The following is a 14,078-nucleotide window of genomic DNA, read 5'->3' on the forward strand; positions in this document are numbered from 1 at the left end:
GCTTAGTCGGCCGCGGCAATCCCGGCCCTCGGCGGCCGAGTAGGCCGCCCAGCGCTGCACTGCCGCGGGAAGTCACGCGGCCAATCCCATCGGCCGCGGCAACCTCGGCCGGACCTCGTCGGCCGAGGCGGCCCAGCGACTCACCCAGCGAGATAAGCCTCGATGGCCGCGGCGATGGCGGATGCGTACGACTGCCGCCCTTCCGCGCTCGTCATCCGCGCCGCCTCCGCCGGATTCCTCATGTTTCCGCACTCGACCAGCGCCGCCGGGCGGGTCGACAAGTTCAACCCGCCCAAGTCCGACCGCGCCGAAAGCCCGCCACCGCCGATGTAGTTCGAAACACTGAACCCACCCGAGCGCATCGTGTCCCGCAGCGTCTGCGCCAGCCGCAGCGAAGGCGCCCCCTGCGCCGCGTTCAACGGCGGCGACGAGTACGCCACGTGGAACCCGTTCGCCCCCGCCGCGGTCGAACCGTCCGCGTGGATCGACACCACCGCGTTCGCGCCAGCCTCGTTGCCGATCGCCGCTCGGCGGTCCACGCACGGGCCCACCCCCGTGTCGTTCTGTCGCGTGTAGACGACGCGGATCCCCTTGGCCGCCAACGCTTCCCCGATCCGGCGGGCCACGTCGAACGTGAACGCGTGCTCGGGATAACCCGCGTTGGTCGCGGTGCCCGTCGTGTTGCACGGCTTCGTCTGCCCGCGCCCCGACGGCACCAGCCGGTTGATCTCCGCCGGGTGCGCCGCGTTGCCCCCGTTGTGCCCCGGATCCAGCACCACCACCTTCGCCGCCACCGGCGGAGCAGACGGCGAAGGCGACGAAGACGCAGACGTCGGCGTCGCCACCGGAGCCGAGGAAGAAGAGGAGGAAGACGACGACGAAGACGACGGCGGCGGCGGGGGCGGCGCGGCCGGGACGTCGCCGGAGCACCCGGTGAGCAGCAGGGCACCGGCCAGGAGCAGGGGAGCAGTCGCGCGTCGCACGGCGACCACGGTGCCACAGCCCGCCACCGCGCGGGGCGCGACTACCCTGGTGGATGACACAGGCGTGCAGAGAGGACCGAGTGCGATCATGGTGCAACCCGGCGGCGGCTTCGACCTTTCCCAGCTGATGCAGCAGGCGCAGCAGATGCAGCAGAAGCTCGTCGAGGCCCAGGAAGAGCTCGCCAACACCGAGGTCACCGGCACCGCCGGCGGCGGGCTGGTCACCGCGACCGTCTCCGGTGACAGCCAGCTCAAGAGCCTCAAGATCGACCCGAAGGTGGTCGACCCGGACGACGTCGAGACGCTGTCCGACCTGGTCGTCGCGGCCGTGCGGGACGCGTCGGCGAACGCGCAGAAGCTCACCGAGCAGAAGCTCGGCCCCCTGGCCAACGGCCTCGGCGGTGGTGGCGGCATGCCGGACCTCGGCAGCCTCGGCTTCGGCGGCTGACGAACTTGTACGAAGGTGTCGTCCAGGACCTGATCGACGAGCTCGGGCGCTTGCCCGGGGTCGGGCCGAAGAGCGCCCAGCGCATCGCGTTCCACCTGCTGGCCACCGACCCGGCCGACATCGCGCGGCTGCAGGACGTGCTCGGCAAGGTCAAGGAAGGCGTGCAGTTCTGCGAGATCTGCGGCAACGTCTCCGAGCAGCCGACGTGCCGCATCTGCCGCGACGAGCGCCGCGACCTCACGGTCATCTGCGTCGTCGAGGAGCCGAAGGACGTCCTCGCGGTCGAGCGCACGCGCGAGTTCAAGGGCCGCTACCACGTGCTGGGCGGCGCGCTCGACCCGCTGTCGGGCATCGGCCCGGAGCAGCTGCGGATGCGCGAGCTGCTCAAGCGGATCGGCGAGGCCGACATCCGCGAGATCATCATCGCGACGGACCCGAACACCGAGGGCGAAGCGACGGCGACGTACCTGGTGCGCATGCTCCGCGACTTCCCGGGCCTGAACGTGACGCGGCTGGCGTCGGGGCTGCCGATGGGCGGTGACCTGGAGTTCGCCGACGAGCTGACGCTGGGCCGCGCGCTCTCGGGCCGCCGCGCGCTCTAGGTGTCGAAGCGCCTCAAGTCGTACAGGTCCATCAGCCTGATCACCTTGTTCGCGTACTCCGGGTCGGTGGCGTACTTCCGCGCCACCGCCCGGATGAACGCGTCCGGGTCGTCGCGCACCGGCAGCGCCGCCGCGTAGTTCGACGACGTCGTCAGCAGCCGCCCGTAGTCGCGGAACGAGTCGGGAATCGACGCGTACACCCGGAAGAACGCGTCCACCGGGTGGCACGGCGACGGGACGCACTCCGTCGTCGGGTAGCGCGCGCAGCGCACCGCGATCGGCCCCGGGCTCGTCGGCGTCACGCACTTGAAGCCGAAGTAGTTCAGCTCCTTCACCGACAGCTGGCTGCGGCCCCAGTTCGACTCCAGGATCGACTGCGCCACCGTCACCGACGCCGGGATGTCGTACGCCGCGTGGATCGCGCGGGCGATCGGGCCCGCCGCGCCGACGTACTCCGCTTGGTACCCCGCGTCCAGCGCCGCCGACCGGACCGAGTCCTGGTCGATCACCGGTGAAAAGACGAGCAGCGCCGCCAGTCCGATGTGGATCATGGCCGAACGTTGCCCGACCCACGGGAAAAGAGCGACCCGAAGGTCACTCTAACGAGAACCTCAGCAGTAGCCGAGCTGCGCCAGCGTGTCGACGACGATCTCGGACGGGTGGTACTTGTCCATCCAGGACTCACCGCGCCGGTTCTGGTACGTGTCGAGGAAGTTCTGCAGCTTGTCGCCGCGCATTTCGGTCAGCACCACCGTCTCGCCGAGGTGCTGCGGCGTCTCCGTGCGCTCGCGGTGCACCGCGCACGGCAGGCCGAGGTAGTAGCACTCCGCCGAAAGACCACCCGAGTCGGTGACGACGTACTCGGCGCGCGCCACCAGCGGCAGGAACTTCAGGTACCGCATCTTCGGCTGCGCGATGAACTTGTCGTCGAACAGGTTGTCCAGGCCCAGCGAGCGGATCTTCTCGCGCTCGGGCGCGCCCGCCATGTACAGGATCGGCATCTGGCGGCTCTGCTCGCGCAGGATCTCCAGCACCTCGCGGTACTTGTCCGCGCGCGACACGAGCTCGAAGCGGTGCAGCGTGGCCAGGCCGAACTTCTCCGGCAGGTTCGGCACGTCCAGCGGCTGGCCGATGGCCAGGCGCATCGCGTCGATCGCCGTGTTGGCCTCGGTGTCGACGACCACGCCGCGGGCGTTGCGGAGGTTGTTCACCTCACGCGCGCTCGGCGCGAAGTGGATGTCGACGATCTTCGCCGCGATCTTGCGGTTGAGCTCCTCGGGCAGCGGCGACAGGATGCTGCCCGACCGCGCGCCCGCCTCGACGTGCCCGACGCGGGACTTGAGGATCCGCTTCCCGATCAGCGAGCCGTACGGCGTGGTGAACGTGTCGCCGTGCACCAGCACCAACGGCGGGCGGCCGTCCTCGTTGAGCGCGGCGCGCAGCTCGTGGCGGCGGCTCCACGCGGTGCGCAGCACCTGCGCGGCCCAGCCCGGCACCTGCGCGGGGGACTCGAGGTTGTGCGCCTTCTCCTGCGGCACCAGCCAGACGTCGGGCTCCGGCAGCTTCAGGTCGGCGAGGACGTCGGCGACCTCGTCGACGTGCTGGGCGGTGAACCAGATCTTGGGCCGCATCCCGCGCTCGGCGATCCCGTGGTAGACCGGCGCGATCTTGATCAGTTCCGCGGTGGTGCCGAGAATGAAGGAAATCACCGTGAAAGCCCATTTCTGGTCGGGTGCGGTGGCGTAAGGATACTGGCCGACCCGCCACCTGGGCCGCCGGGTAGCCTCGGCACGGTGAGTGCGAACCCGCTCCTCCCCTCGCTCAGCGTCGTGATCCCGGTCTACAACGAGCAGGACTGGATCGAACGCAGTGTCGGCGCGCTGCTCGCCTCGGCCGAGACGGCGAACTGGCCGATCGAGGTCGTCGTGGTCGACGACGGCAGCACCGACGCCACTCCCGCCCGGCTCGACGACCTGCGCGAACGCCACGGCATCACCGTCGTCAGCCAGGCCAACGGCGGCCGGTTCGAGGCCCGGCGGTCGGGCATCGCCAAGGCGTCCGGCCAGCAGATCCTGCTGCTCGACAGCCGCGTGGAGGTCGACGGAGGTTCGCTCACCTTCCTGCGCGACCAGCTCGTCGACCACCCGGAGCGGACGGTCTGGAACGGGCACATCAACGTCGCTTCCGAGCACAACCCGTACGCCGGTTTCATGGCCGGGCTGGTGAAGATTCCGTGGCGCCGCTACTGCGCGAACCCGCGCTTGATGTCGTTCGGCATCGAGGAGTTCGACCTCTTCCCGAAGGGCACGGGATTCTTTTCCGCGCCACGCGCCGTTCTCGAAGCGGCTTCCGACGCTTTCGTTTCGTTGTTCGACGACGTCCGCTTCGCCAGTGACGACACCGGTGTTCTCCGCTGGATCGCCGAACGGCACCGCATCTTCCTCGCGCCGGAGTTTTCCGCGACCTACCACGGGCGCGACAGCTTCAAGAAGTTCGTCGCCCAGTCCTACTTCCGCGGGACGACGTTCGTGGACTCCTACCTCGGTTCGCCGGGTCCGGCCCGCAACGGCTTGTTCGCCGCGTTCGGCGTCGGCCTGCTCGGCCTGGGCGTCGCGGTCAAGCGCCCGAAGACGGCCGTGCTGCTCGCCGCCGCCGGGTCGGCCGCGGCCGGGGCCGCCGTGACGCGCTTCGGCGCGACGAACGCGGAGGCGAAGGCCGTCGCGAAGCTGGCCCCGGTGTTCGGCGCCGGCTTCGGCGCGGGTGCGGTCCGCGGGCTCGTCATGGCGCTGCGGGCCGGCCGCAGGCGAGGTCGATGAGCTCCCCGATGACCGAGGCGGACGGGCGCGGCCTGGCGAAGGAGACCGGCCGCTCGGCCGGGAAGATCGGCCTCTCGCTGCTGGTCGCGATCGCCCTCGGCTACGTGCTGACGCTGGTCGCGACGCGCTGGCTCGGGCCGGTGAACAGCAAGGTCTACCTCTCGTTCTGGGGCATCCTGATGGGCCTCGGCAGCGCGTTGTCGCCGCTGGAGCAGGAGCTGTCCCGCCAGTCGGCGGTGGCCGCGCTCGACGGCGGCAAGGCGGGCAAGCCCGCGCTGCGCTCGCTCACCGTCGGCGCGGTGGCCGTCGCCGTCATCGCCGCGTTGACGCTGGTCGTGCCGGTGCTTTCGGACCGCCTCTACGCCGGGCACACCGCGCTCGGCGTCATCGTGCTGTGCGGCGCGGTCTCGTTCGCCTGCCAGTTCGCCGCCCGCGGCCTGCTCGTCGGGCAGCAGCGGATCAAGCCGTACTCGGGGCTGGTCGTCGCCGAGGCCGCGGTCCGCGTGCTCGTGCTGTTCGGCATCGCCGCGGCCGGGCTGACCGGCCTGACGTCGTTCGCGATCGCCGCCGCGACCGGCTCGTTCGCGTGGCTGCTGTTCGTCCGGCCGGTCGCCGGCCTGGTCGACCCGCACGCCGACGGCGAGGGCTGGGGCCCGGTGACCGCCCGGATCCTCGTGCTCATGGTCGGCGCGGGCCTGACGGCCAGCGTCATCACCGGCTACCCGGCGATGGTGAGCCTGCTCGCCCCCGGCGGGTCCGAGGCCGACGTCGGCGTCCTGTTCGCGACGCTCACGGTGTCGCGCGTGCCGCTGCTGCTGCTGTCCCCGCTGCAGGCGCTGGCCGTGCCAACGGTGGTCCGGCTGTCCGGCACCGAAGACGGCAGGCACCGGCTGCGGAAGCTGCTCGCGGCGGGCGCGCTCGGCACCGTGGTGGTCGGCGTGGTCGGCGCGCTGGTCGGCCTGCTGATCGGGCCCTGGCTGGTGTCCCTGCTCTACGGCTCGGACTTCGTCGCCAAGGGCTGGTGGGTGGCCTGGATGGTGTGGGGCGCGGTGCTGCTCACGGCCCTGCAGCTGATGACGGCCGTGCTGGTGGCCCGCAAGGAAGCGAACAAGGTCCTCGTCACCTGGGCGGTGGTCGCCGTCGCGACGGCGGCGACCCTGCTGATCGTGCCGGGTGACCCGATCCTCAAGGCCGTCGCCGGCCTGGCCGGCGGCCCCACGCTGGGCCTGGTGGTCGTGCTGGCGTTCGTGTTGCGGCGGCCGGCGGTTCCGCGGGACTGACGTCCGCCGCCCACCGCTACGCTGACCCCTCTCTCCGGGATGGACGGATACCGCGCATGGGTTTCTCTCTGGTGTTGCTGGCGTTCTGGGTGCCGGGCGCGGTGTTCGGCGTCGCCGCCGGCCTGCGCGGCTGGACGCTCGCCGCCGCCGCGCCGCTGCTGACCTTCGGCGTCGTCGCGCTCGGCATCCCGGTGCTCGGCGGCCTCGGTATCCGCTGGGACGTCGCGTCGGTCGCGGGCTGGACCGTGGCGCTCGCCGCCGTCGCCTTCGGGCTCGGCCGGGTGGTGCGCCGGTTCCGGCGGGACGCCTCCGCCGCCGAGCCGACCGCGAAGACTCCCCTCGGCGAACACCTGCTGATCGGCGCGGGCGTGCTGGCCGGCATGGCCGTCGGGGCGGCCGCGACGCTGCGCGGGATCCGCACGCCCGGCAACATCAACCAGGACTTCGACGCGCCGTTCCACGCCAACCTGGTGCGCTGGATCGCCGAGCACGGCGACGCGCGCCCGGCCACCGTCGGGACGATCGCGAACCTGCCGGACGAGCACCACTACTTCTACCCCGACACCTACCACGCCCTGCTCGCCCTGCTGGTCGGCCACGGCGGGCTCGACGTCGTGGAGATCGTGAACCTCGCCTCGCTGGCGGTGGTCCTCGCGTTCCCGCTCGGCGTGGCCGTGCTGTGCCGGGCGTGGGGCATGCCGGCGATCGGGACCGCGGCCGCGGCGGTGGCCGCGGCCTGCTTCACCGCGTTCCCGTACGACCTGATGTGGCACGGTCCCGTGTGGCCGTACGGGGCGGGCGTGGCCCTGCTGCCCGCGCTGCTCGCGCTCGGCCGCCTGCTGCTGGTCCCGCGCGGGATCACCGCGCCGGTGACGATCGCCCTCGGCGTCGCCGGGCTCGCCGGCCTGCACACCAGCGTCGTCTTCGTGGCGTTGATCTACTTCGGGCTGCTGCTCGCCGCGCTGGCGTTCCGGCTCGAGGTGATCGACTGGCGCGCCGCGTGGCCGTCGATCGCCGCGACCGCGGTGCTCGGCGTCCTGCTCGGTCTCCCGCAGGTGCTGCCGTCGCTCTACAACGCCGGCGGGGTCACGTCCGCGCAGTGGCCGACCGCGGAGACGGTCACCGGCGCCATCGGGCAGACGGTGACCTTCTCGCCGATGACCGGCTTCCCGCAGTGGTGGATCGGGGTGCCCGCGCTGATCGGCGTCGTGCTGCTGGTCCGGCACCGGCGGATGGTGTGGGTCGTCGCCGCCTACGTCGTGTTCGGCGGGCTGTACGCGGCCACCGTGTCGCTGGACACGCCCCTGGTCAACCTGCTGAGCGGGCCCTTCTACAACGACTACTACCGGATCGCCGCGCTGCTCCCGATGATCGGCGCGGTCGGGTTCGGCCAGTTCGCGTTCAGCGCGTCCACCTGGACCGCCGCGCGGCTGCGGAAGTGGCGGCCGCAGCTGCGGGTCGCCCCGCTCGTGGTGCTCGCCGTGCTCGCGCTCGTGGTCGGCGTGGCCAGCCGTGGCGGGTACCTCGGCCGCAACACCAAGAGCGTCAACATCGGTTACCGCGGCTTCCCCGCGGTGAGCGACGCCGAGCGGGCCGCCCTCGACTGGCTGGGGCAGCACACCGCGCCGGGCGAGCGCGTGATGAACGACCGCGCGGACGGTTCGGTCTGGATGTACGCGCTGGAGGGGCTCCGCCCGGTCGAGTGGACGTTCTACGGTGCCGAGCCCGGCACGCAGGCGTCGTACCTGAGCCTGTTCCTCAACGGCGTCGAGCGGTACCCGAAGGTCCGCGAAACGCTCACCGCGCTCGGCGTCCGTTACGTCTTCGTCGGCTCCGGCACCGCGACGCCGAACCTGCGCAACTCCCTCGGCCTCGCCGGTCTCGCCCACACGCCGGGTTTCCGCCAGGTCTTCCGCAACGCCGACGCCGCCGTCTACCTCATCGAGGGCGGCGCCCCGTCGGGGTCCGCGGCCGGTCACGGCGGGTGACCCACCACCTCGACAGGGGGCCGGGGGCCGGAAACGCTAGAGTGATCGGGTGTCCAGCACCTCCGTGACCAGCCGCCGCGTGCTCATCGTGATGCCCGCGCTGAACGAGTCCGCGAGCGTGGCTTCGGTCATCGAGCAGGTGAAACGGGCCTTGCCGAGCGGCGATCTGCTGGTCGTCGACGACGGCTCGGTCGACGACACCGCCAAGCTCGCCCGCGCGGCCGGCGCCGAGGTCGCGCGCCTCGCGGTGAACCTGGGTGTCGGCGGCGCGATGCGCACCGGCTTCCGCTACGCCGCCGCCCGCGGCTACGACGTCGTGGTGCAGGTGGACGCGGACGGCCAGCACGACCCGGACGAGCTCGACGCGCTGCTGCGCGGCCTGGACGACGCCGACATCGTGATCGGCTCGCGGTTCGCGGGCAAGGGCTCCTACAAGGCGAGCGGCCCGCGCAAGTACGCCATGGTCGCCCTTTCGGTCGTGTTCTCGCGGCTGGCGAAGACCCGGCTCACCGACGTCACGTCGGGCTTCAAGGCGATGGGCCCGCGCGCGATCAAGCTGTTCGCCGGCTACTACCCCGCGGAGTACCTCGGGGACACCGTGGAGTCCCTGGTCATGGCCATCCGGGCCAAGCTGACCATCAAGGAGATCCCGGTCGTCATGCGGGAGCGCGCGGGCGGCACGCCCAGTCATTCACCCGTCAAGTCCGCCGTCTACCTGAGCCGGGCCGGGCTCGCGCTGCTGCTGGCGCTGGTGCGCCGCCGGCCCGCGGTCGACTCCTCCGACTCGGCGTAAGGGGAAGCAGAAATGCAGGGTTGGCGCGTCCTCAGCATCGTCGTCGCCTGTGTCGTGCTGTTCGTCGTCCTCGAGATGATGCGGCGGCGGAAGCTGCGCGAGAAGTACGCGGGCGTGTGGCTGATCGTCGCGGTCGGCGTCGTCGTCCTCGCGGTGGTGCCGCAGGCGGCCGAGTTCCTGGCCAAGCTCACCGGTGTCCAGACGCCGTCGAACTTCGTCTTCCTCCTCGCCGGCGTCGTGCTGGCCCTGGTTTCACTGCACCTGTCGACCGAGGTCGGGCACCTGGAAGAAGAGGTGCGCACGTCGGTCGAGGAGACGGCGCTGCTGCGCTGCGAGCTCGAGGACGCCAAGCGCGAGCTGGCGGCCCGGATCGCCGAACTGGAGGCGCGCACGACCGCGCCCGACGACGTCAAAGGGCTTCCCGAGGTCGAGCACGTCAGCAAGTGACCGGGTGAACGACGCCTTGCTGGCCGCGCCCCCGCGGCTCGGCGGTGTCCGCGTCCTGGCCATCGACGGCCCGTCGGGCGCGGGGAAGTCCACGCTGGCCGCCGAGGTCGTGGCCGGCCTGCGGGCCCGCGGGCACCGCACCGAGCTGGTCAGCACCGACGCCTTCGCCACGTGGGACGACCCCGTCGCGTGGTGGCCCCGGCTGGTCGACGGCGTCCTGGCCCCGCTCGCGAGCGGCGTCGACGGCCGCTACCGGCGAATGGACTGGTCCACCGGGTCTCCGCAGCCCGGCGAGCTGATCCAGGTCGCCGTGCCGGACGTCCTGGTGCTGGAGGGCGTCTCCAGCGGCCGGGTTTCGGCGAGACCGCTGCTTTCGCACCTCTGCTGGCTCGACGGCGGTCCGGCGGCCGAACGGCTCGCCAGGGCGATCGCCCGCGACGGCCGGGCCGCGAGCGCGGATCTGGCCCGCTGGCAGCGGTTCGAGGCGGGCTGGTTCGCCGTCGACGGCACGGCGGAAGCTGCCGGAACCCGGCTGCCGTGAGTGTGATGTCGATCTTCGGCGGGCCCCGTCCGGGCAACGTCGGGTCCGCTCGGACGTCTCGGTAGGGTAACCCCACGTCAGCAGGGTGGGCGTCGTACGCAGGTGAGGTTGGACAGCGAAGCCATGAACGTTCTTCTGGTCGTGCTCGCCTTCTGGCTGCCCGGCCTCGTCTTCGGGGCGGCGATCCGGTTGCGCGGCTGGCTGCTCGCCGCGGCCGCGCCGATCCTGACGTTCGGCATCGTCAGCCTCGGGGTGCCGGTGCTCGGCGGGCTCGGCATCCGCTGGAACACCCTCGACGTCGCGGTGTGGACGCTCGTGCTGTCCGCGGCCGGTTTCGGCCTCGCGTTCCTCGTCCGGCGGTTCACCGCCCGGCGGCACCCGGACTGGGCGGACGCGGCCGCCGCGCCGGCCCGCTCCCTGCGCGCGCATCTGCTGATCGGCGCCGGCGTCTTCGCCGGGAGCCTGGTGGGCGTCGTCACGTTCCTGCGCGGCACGCACGGGCTCGACCAGGTCCAGCAGGGCTGGGACGCGCCGTTCCACGGCAACCTCGTCCGCTGGATCGCCGAGCACGGCGACGCCCGGCCGTCGACGGTCGGCACGATCGCGAACCTGCCGAACCAGACCGACTACTTCTACCCGGACACCTACCACGCGCTGCTCGCCCTGGTCTTCGACAAGGCCGGCCTGGCGATGATGCCGACACTGAACATGGCCGCGCTCACGGTGATCCTGTGCGTGCCCATCGGCGTCGCCGCCATGTGCCACGTCTGGCGGATGCCGCCGATCGCGGTGGGCGCGGCCGCGGCGGTGTCGGCCTCGTTCACCAACTTCCCGTACGACTCGCTGTGGCGCGGGCCGCTGTGGCCGTACGTCGCCGGGGTCGCGCTGATCCCGGCGATGCTCGCGCTGGCCCGCCTGCTGCTGGAGCCGCGCGGGATCGCCGGCCCGGTCGCGATCGGCGTCGGCGTCGCCGGCCTGATCGGGCTGCACACCAGCGTCGCGTTCGTCGTGGTCGTCTACTTCCTGCTGATCCTGCTCGCCGTGCTGGTGCGGTTCGAGCGGATCGACTGGCGCCGGTCGGCGCCCTCGCTCGGCGCGACGATCGCGCTGGCGGTGGTCTGCGGACTGCCGCTCGCGTTGCCCTCGCTGTACAACGCCGGGGGCGTGACGAGCGCGTCCTGGTCGTCGGAGGCGACGGTGAGCGGCGGGCTCGGCGAGACCCTCACCTTCTCGCCGATGGCCGACTTTCCGCTGTGGTGGATCGGCGTGCCCGCCTTCATCGGTGTCATCTTCCTGGTCCGGCACCGGCGGATGCTGTGGATGGTCGCCGCCTACGTCGTGTTCGGCGGGTTGTTCGCGGCCACCGTGTCGCTCGAGACGCCGCTCATCCACACGCTCACCGGCGTCTTCTACAACGACCACTACCGGATCGGCGCGCTCGTCCCGCTGGCGGGCGCGGTCGCGTTCGGCGAGTTCACCGACACTGCGTGCCGCTGGTTCGCGCGCAAGGCGGGCGCCCGCCTGCCGAACGTCTCGGCGACGACGCTCACCGCGGTCGGCGTCGTGGTGCTCCTGGTGCTCGTGGGCGGCCTGAGCCGCGGCGGCTACGTCGGGCGCAACGCCGCGCGCCTGCAGTACGGCTACGGCGGCGGGCCGACCGTGAGCGACGCCGAGCGCGCGGCCTTCAGCTGGCTCGCTACGCGCGTCAAACCGGGCGAGCGCGTGATGAACGGCAAGGCCGACGGCTCGGTCTGGATGTACGCGCTCGACGGCGTCCAGCCGGTCGAATGGACCTTCTACGGTGCCGAAGGGGACACCCCGGCCGGGTACCTCGGCGTCTACCTCGACGACATCGACCGGTTCCCGCGGGTGCGGGAGCTGCTGACCGACCTCAAGGTGCGGTACGTCTTCGTCGGCAACGGCATGGTGACCCCGGACCAGAAGAACGGGCCCGGCCTCCGTGCGCTGTCCACGAACCCGGAGTTCAAGGTCGTGTTCCGCAACCCGGGCGCGACCGTGTACGAGATCGAAGGCCAGCAGGGGGTCGTTTCCTCCGGTGCCGCGCCCGCGTCCGGCACCGGCCGCTGAGGTCCCGGGAACCGACTTTCGTCGGGAACCGCGTGGTCACCCTGTGTGCCCGGGTGGCTCCGGATCGATCAAGCGAATCCGTCGCGCCCACCACGACCGGGCTAACGTTGGTACCGCCATCTGAGTTAGCGATCCGGCACTGGGCGGAGTGTTAGCCCACAAACGGTCACATTCTGTCGTGATTTACGGACACATTGCGGTCAAATCGACGCCCACGTAGCGCGATCGTAACCTCACGTGCTTAAGTGCGGGCCGAGTTCCCGCTAGTGTCGGCGGGCACACCGATCGTCCGTCGAGTTCCTGACCGACCGGACGGTGACTTAGAACCCGAACATCTCCCAAGGGGTGCCAGATGCAGCAATTGCGGCTGACCCGAACACGCCGCGTGGCCCTGATCGGGCTCGCCGGCGCGCTCGCGGTTTCGCTGTCCGCCTGTGCGGAATCCAAGCGTGACGAGGGCGCCGGGGGTGGTTCCGGGGGCACGATGATCTTCGGCGCGGCCGGCAACCCGAAGCTGTTCGACCCCGCGTTCAACGACGAGGGCGAGACCTTCCGGATCACGCGGCAGATCTTCGACACGCTGATCCAGAACAAGCCCGGCACCGCCGACCTCGAGCCCTCCCTCGCCGACAAGTGGGAGTCGAGCAACGAGGGCAAGACCTGGACGTTCACCCTGAAGTCCGGCGTCAAGTTCTCCGACGGCACCCCGATGGACGCCACCGCGGTCTGCTTCAACTTCGACCGCTGGTACAACATGGCCGGCGCCGCGGCGCAGAGCCAGATGATCTACTACGGCGACGTCTTCGAAGGCTTCGCCAAGAACGAGGGCGACGCGGGCGGCCAGCCGGTCTACAAGAGCTGCGAGGCGAAGGACCCGACGACCGCGGTCCTCAACCTGAACAAGGCCAAGGGCGCGTTCCCGGCCGCCTTCACGCTGCCGTCGTTCGCGATCCAGAGCCCGGCCGCGATCAAGCAGTACAACGGCAACACGGTGACCCAGAGCGGCGACTCGTTCACCTACAGCGAGTACGCGAACAAGCACCCGGTCGGCACCGGTCCGTTCAAGTTCGAGAGCTGGGACCAGGCCAAGGGTGAGATCACCCTGGTCAAGAACGACACCAGCCCGACGCCGGCGAAGCTCGACAAGCTGATCTTCAAGGTCATCCCGGACGAGAACGCCCGCAAGCAGGCCCTCAAGGCCGGCGACATCAACGGCTACGACTACCCGAACCCGGCGGACTACGGCCTGCTGCGCAACGACGGCGAGCAGGTGCTCATCCGCCCGTCGTTCAACGTGCTGTACCTGGGCATCAACCAGTCCGGCAACCCGAAGCTGAAGGACCCCAACGTCCGCAAGGCGCTGGCCTACGGCATCAACCGCGAGCAGTTCGTGAAGAGCAAGCTGGCCGAGGGTTCCGAGGTCGCGACCGAGTTCGTCCCGAAGGTCATCTCGGGCTACACCGACGACGTCACCAAGTACCCGTACGACCCGGAGAAGGCCAAGCAGCTGCTCAAGGCCGCCGGTGCGGAGAACCTGACGCTGAAGTTCTACTACCCGACCGAGGTCAGCCGCCCGTACATGCCGAACCCGGCGGACACGTTCACGGCGATCTCCGAGGACCTGAAGAAGATCGGCGTCACGATCGAGCCGCACGCCGAGCCGTGGAACGGTGGTTACAAGGACGACGTGCAGAAGTTCGGCAAGCAGGACCTGCACCTGCTCGGCTGGACCGGTGACTACAACGACGCCGGCAACTTCGTCGGCACGTTCTTCGGCCGCGAGAAGAAGGAGTTCGGCTTCAACAACCCCGAGCTGTTCTCGGCGCTGGCCGCCGCGGACGCGTCGCCGGCCGGTGACGCGCACGCCAAGGCGTACCAGGAAGTGAACAAGCAGATCATGGACTTCCTCCCGGCGGTCCCGATCGCTTACCCGACGCCGGCGATCGTGGTCGGCCCGAAGGTCAAGGGTCTGGTGGCGAGCCCGCTCACCGACGAGCGCTTCAACACCGTGACCGTGAACTGATCTGGCTCAGACGACAGGGGGTGGGTGCTACCGCATCCACCCCCTGTCCCTGGTTCCCGGGCTGGCACA

At 70.8% G+C, this 14,078-nt stretch carries 13 protein-coding genes; 10 read left to right on the forward strand and 3 right to left on the reverse strand.

The features are described 5' to 3' along the window. Positions 1 to 140: 140 nt before the first annotated feature. Positions 141 to 992 carry an N-acetylmuramoyl-L-alanine amidase gene (locus tag QP939_RS16220; protein ID WP_285457608.1) on the reverse strand — a complete coding sequence of 284 codons (852 nt, stop codon included), beginning with the start codon at positions 990 to 992 and terminating at the stop codon, positions 141 to 143. A gap of 79 nt (positions 993 to 1,071) precedes the next feature. Between QP939_RS16220 and QP939_RS16225 the strand changes: the two genes are divergently transcribed. Both QP939_RS16225 and recR read left to right on the forward strand, forming a co-directional pair. Then, complete coding sequence (locus QP939_RS16225) at positions 1,072 to 1,431, forward strand: YbaB/EbfC family nucleoid-associated protein (protein WP_072475711.1); 360 nt, start codon at positions 1,072 to 1,074, stop codon at positions 1,429 to 1,431. Positions 1,432 to 1,436: 5 nt separating this feature from the next. Continuing rightward, positions 1,437 to 2,033, forward strand: coding sequence for a recombination mediator RecR (gene recR / locus QP939_RS16230; RefSeq protein ID WP_285457609.1), 597 nt, complete (start codon positions 1,437 to 1,439; stop codon positions 2,031 to 2,033). On the opposite strand, the gene QP939_RS16235 is transcribed toward recR, so the two are convergent. Next, complete coding sequence (locus QP939_RS16235; protein ID WP_285457610.1) at positions 2,030 to 2,584, reverse strand: glucosaminidase domain-containing protein; 555 nt, start codon at positions 2,582 to 2,584, stop codon at positions 2,030 to 2,032. The genes recR and QP939_RS16235 overlap by 4 nt on opposite strands. A 60-nt stretch (positions 2,585 to 2,644) precedes the next feature. Continuing rightward, complete coding sequence (locus tag QP939_RS16240) at positions 2,645 to 3,742, reverse strand: UDP-N-acetyl glucosamine 2-epimerase (protein ID WP_285457611.1); 1,098 nt, start codon at positions 3,740 to 3,742, stop codon at positions 2,645 to 2,647. 84 nt (positions 3,743 to 3,826) lie between these two features. Here QP939_RS16240 and QP939_RS16245 point away from each other — a divergent pair, with 84 nt between their 5' ends. From QP939_RS16245 to QP939_RS16280, 8 genes are all read left to right on the forward strand, one after another. After that, positions 3,827 to 4,849: a glycosyltransferase family 2 protein gene (locus QP939_RS16245; protein ID WP_285457612.1), complete on the forward strand. Its 1,023-nt coding sequence runs from the start codon at positions 3,827 to 3,829 to the stop codon at positions 4,847 to 4,849. Continuing rightward, entirely contained in the window at positions 4,846 to 6,129 is a 1,284-nt protein-coding gene (locus QP939_RS16250; RefSeq protein WP_285457613.1) for a polysaccharide biosynthesis protein, read from the forward strand. Before QP939_RS16245 ends, QP939_RS16250 begins: the two co-directional genes overlap by 4 nt. 56 nt (positions 6,130 to 6,185) lie before the next feature. Beyond that, positions 6,186 to 8,117 (forward strand): DUF6541 family protein, encoded by a 1,932-nt coding sequence (locus tag QP939_RS16255; protein ID WP_285457614.1) that lies wholly within the window; start codon positions 6,186 to 6,188, stop codon positions 8,115 to 8,117. A 91-nt stretch (positions 8,118 to 8,208) separates the two neighbouring features. Next, positions 8,209 to 8,910: a glycosyltransferase family 2 protein gene (locus QP939_RS16260; RefSeq protein ID WP_414641867.1), complete on the forward strand. Its 702-nt coding sequence runs from the start codon at positions 8,209 to 8,211 to the stop codon at positions 8,908 to 8,910. Between the two features lie 12 nt (positions 8,911 to 8,922). Further along, positions 8,923 to 9,357, forward strand: coding sequence for a DUF2304 domain-containing protein (locus tag QP939_RS16265; protein WP_285457616.1), 435 nt, complete (start codon positions 8,923 to 8,925; stop codon positions 9,355 to 9,357). Positions 9,358 to 9,361: 4 nt separating this feature from the next. Beyond that, positions 9,362 to 9,898, forward strand: coding sequence for a uridine kinase family protein (locus tag QP939_RS16270; RefSeq protein ID WP_285457617.1), 537 nt, complete (start codon positions 9,362 to 9,364; stop codon positions 9,896 to 9,898). Positions 9,899 to 10,021: 123 nt separating this feature from the next. After that, positions 10,022 to 11,986 (forward strand): DUF6541 family protein, encoded by a 1,965-nt coding sequence (locus QP939_RS16275; RefSeq protein WP_285457618.1) that lies wholly within the window; start codon positions 10,022 to 10,024, stop codon positions 11,984 to 11,986. Between the two features lie 352 nt (positions 11,987 to 12,338). Further along, a complete protein-coding gene (locus QP939_RS16280) occupies positions 12,339 to 14,009 on the forward strand; it encodes an ABC transporter substrate-binding protein (protein ID WP_285457619.1) in 1,671 nt (556 codons plus the stop codon). The last annotated feature ends 69 nt before the right edge of the window (positions 14,010 to 14,078 follow it).

The sequence above is a fragment of the Amycolatopsis nalaikhensis genome, assembly GCF_030264295.1.
In the GTDB taxonomy this organism is placed as follows: Bacteria; Actinomycetota; Actinomycetes; order Mycobacteriales; family Pseudonocardiaceae; genus Amycolatopsis; species Amycolatopsis nalaikhensis.

What these genes read in the sequence shown, in the direction of transcription:
- QP939_RS16260 (WP_414641867.1), top strand. Translation starts at nt 8,209, where the DNA reads ATGCCCGCGCTGAACGAGTCCGCGAGCGTGGCTTCGGTCATCGAGCAG.
- QP939_RS16265 (WP_285457616.1), top strand. Translation starts at nt 8,923, where the DNA reads ATGCAGGGTTGGCGCGTCCTCAGCATCGTCGTCGCCTGTGTCGTGCTG.
- QP939_RS16235 (WP_285457610.1), bottom strand. Translation starts at nt 2,584, where the DNA reads ATGATCCACATCGGACTGGCGGCGCTGCTCGTCTTTTCACCGGTGATC.
- QP939_RS16275 (WP_285457618.1), top strand. Translation starts at nt 10,022, where the DNA reads ATGAACGTTCTTCTGGTCGTGCTCGCCTTCTGGCTGCCCGGCCTCGTC.
- QP939_RS16280 (WP_285457619.1), top strand. Translation starts at nt 12,339, where the DNA reads ATGCAGCAATTGCGGCTGACCCGAACACGCCGCGTGGCCCTGATCGGG.
- QP939_RS16255 (WP_285457614.1), top strand. Translation starts at nt 6,186, where the DNA reads ATGGGTTTCTCTCTGGTGTTGCTGGCGTTCTGGGTGCCGGGCGCGGTG.
- QP939_RS16250 (WP_285457613.1), top strand. Translation starts at nt 4,846, where the DNA reads ATGAGCTCCCCGATGACCGAGGCGGACGGGCGCGGCCTGGCGAAGGAG.
- QP939_RS16225 (WP_072475711.1), top strand. Translation starts at nt 1,072, where the DNA reads ATGGTGCAACCCGGCGGCGGCTTCGACCTTTCCCAGCTGATGCAGCAG.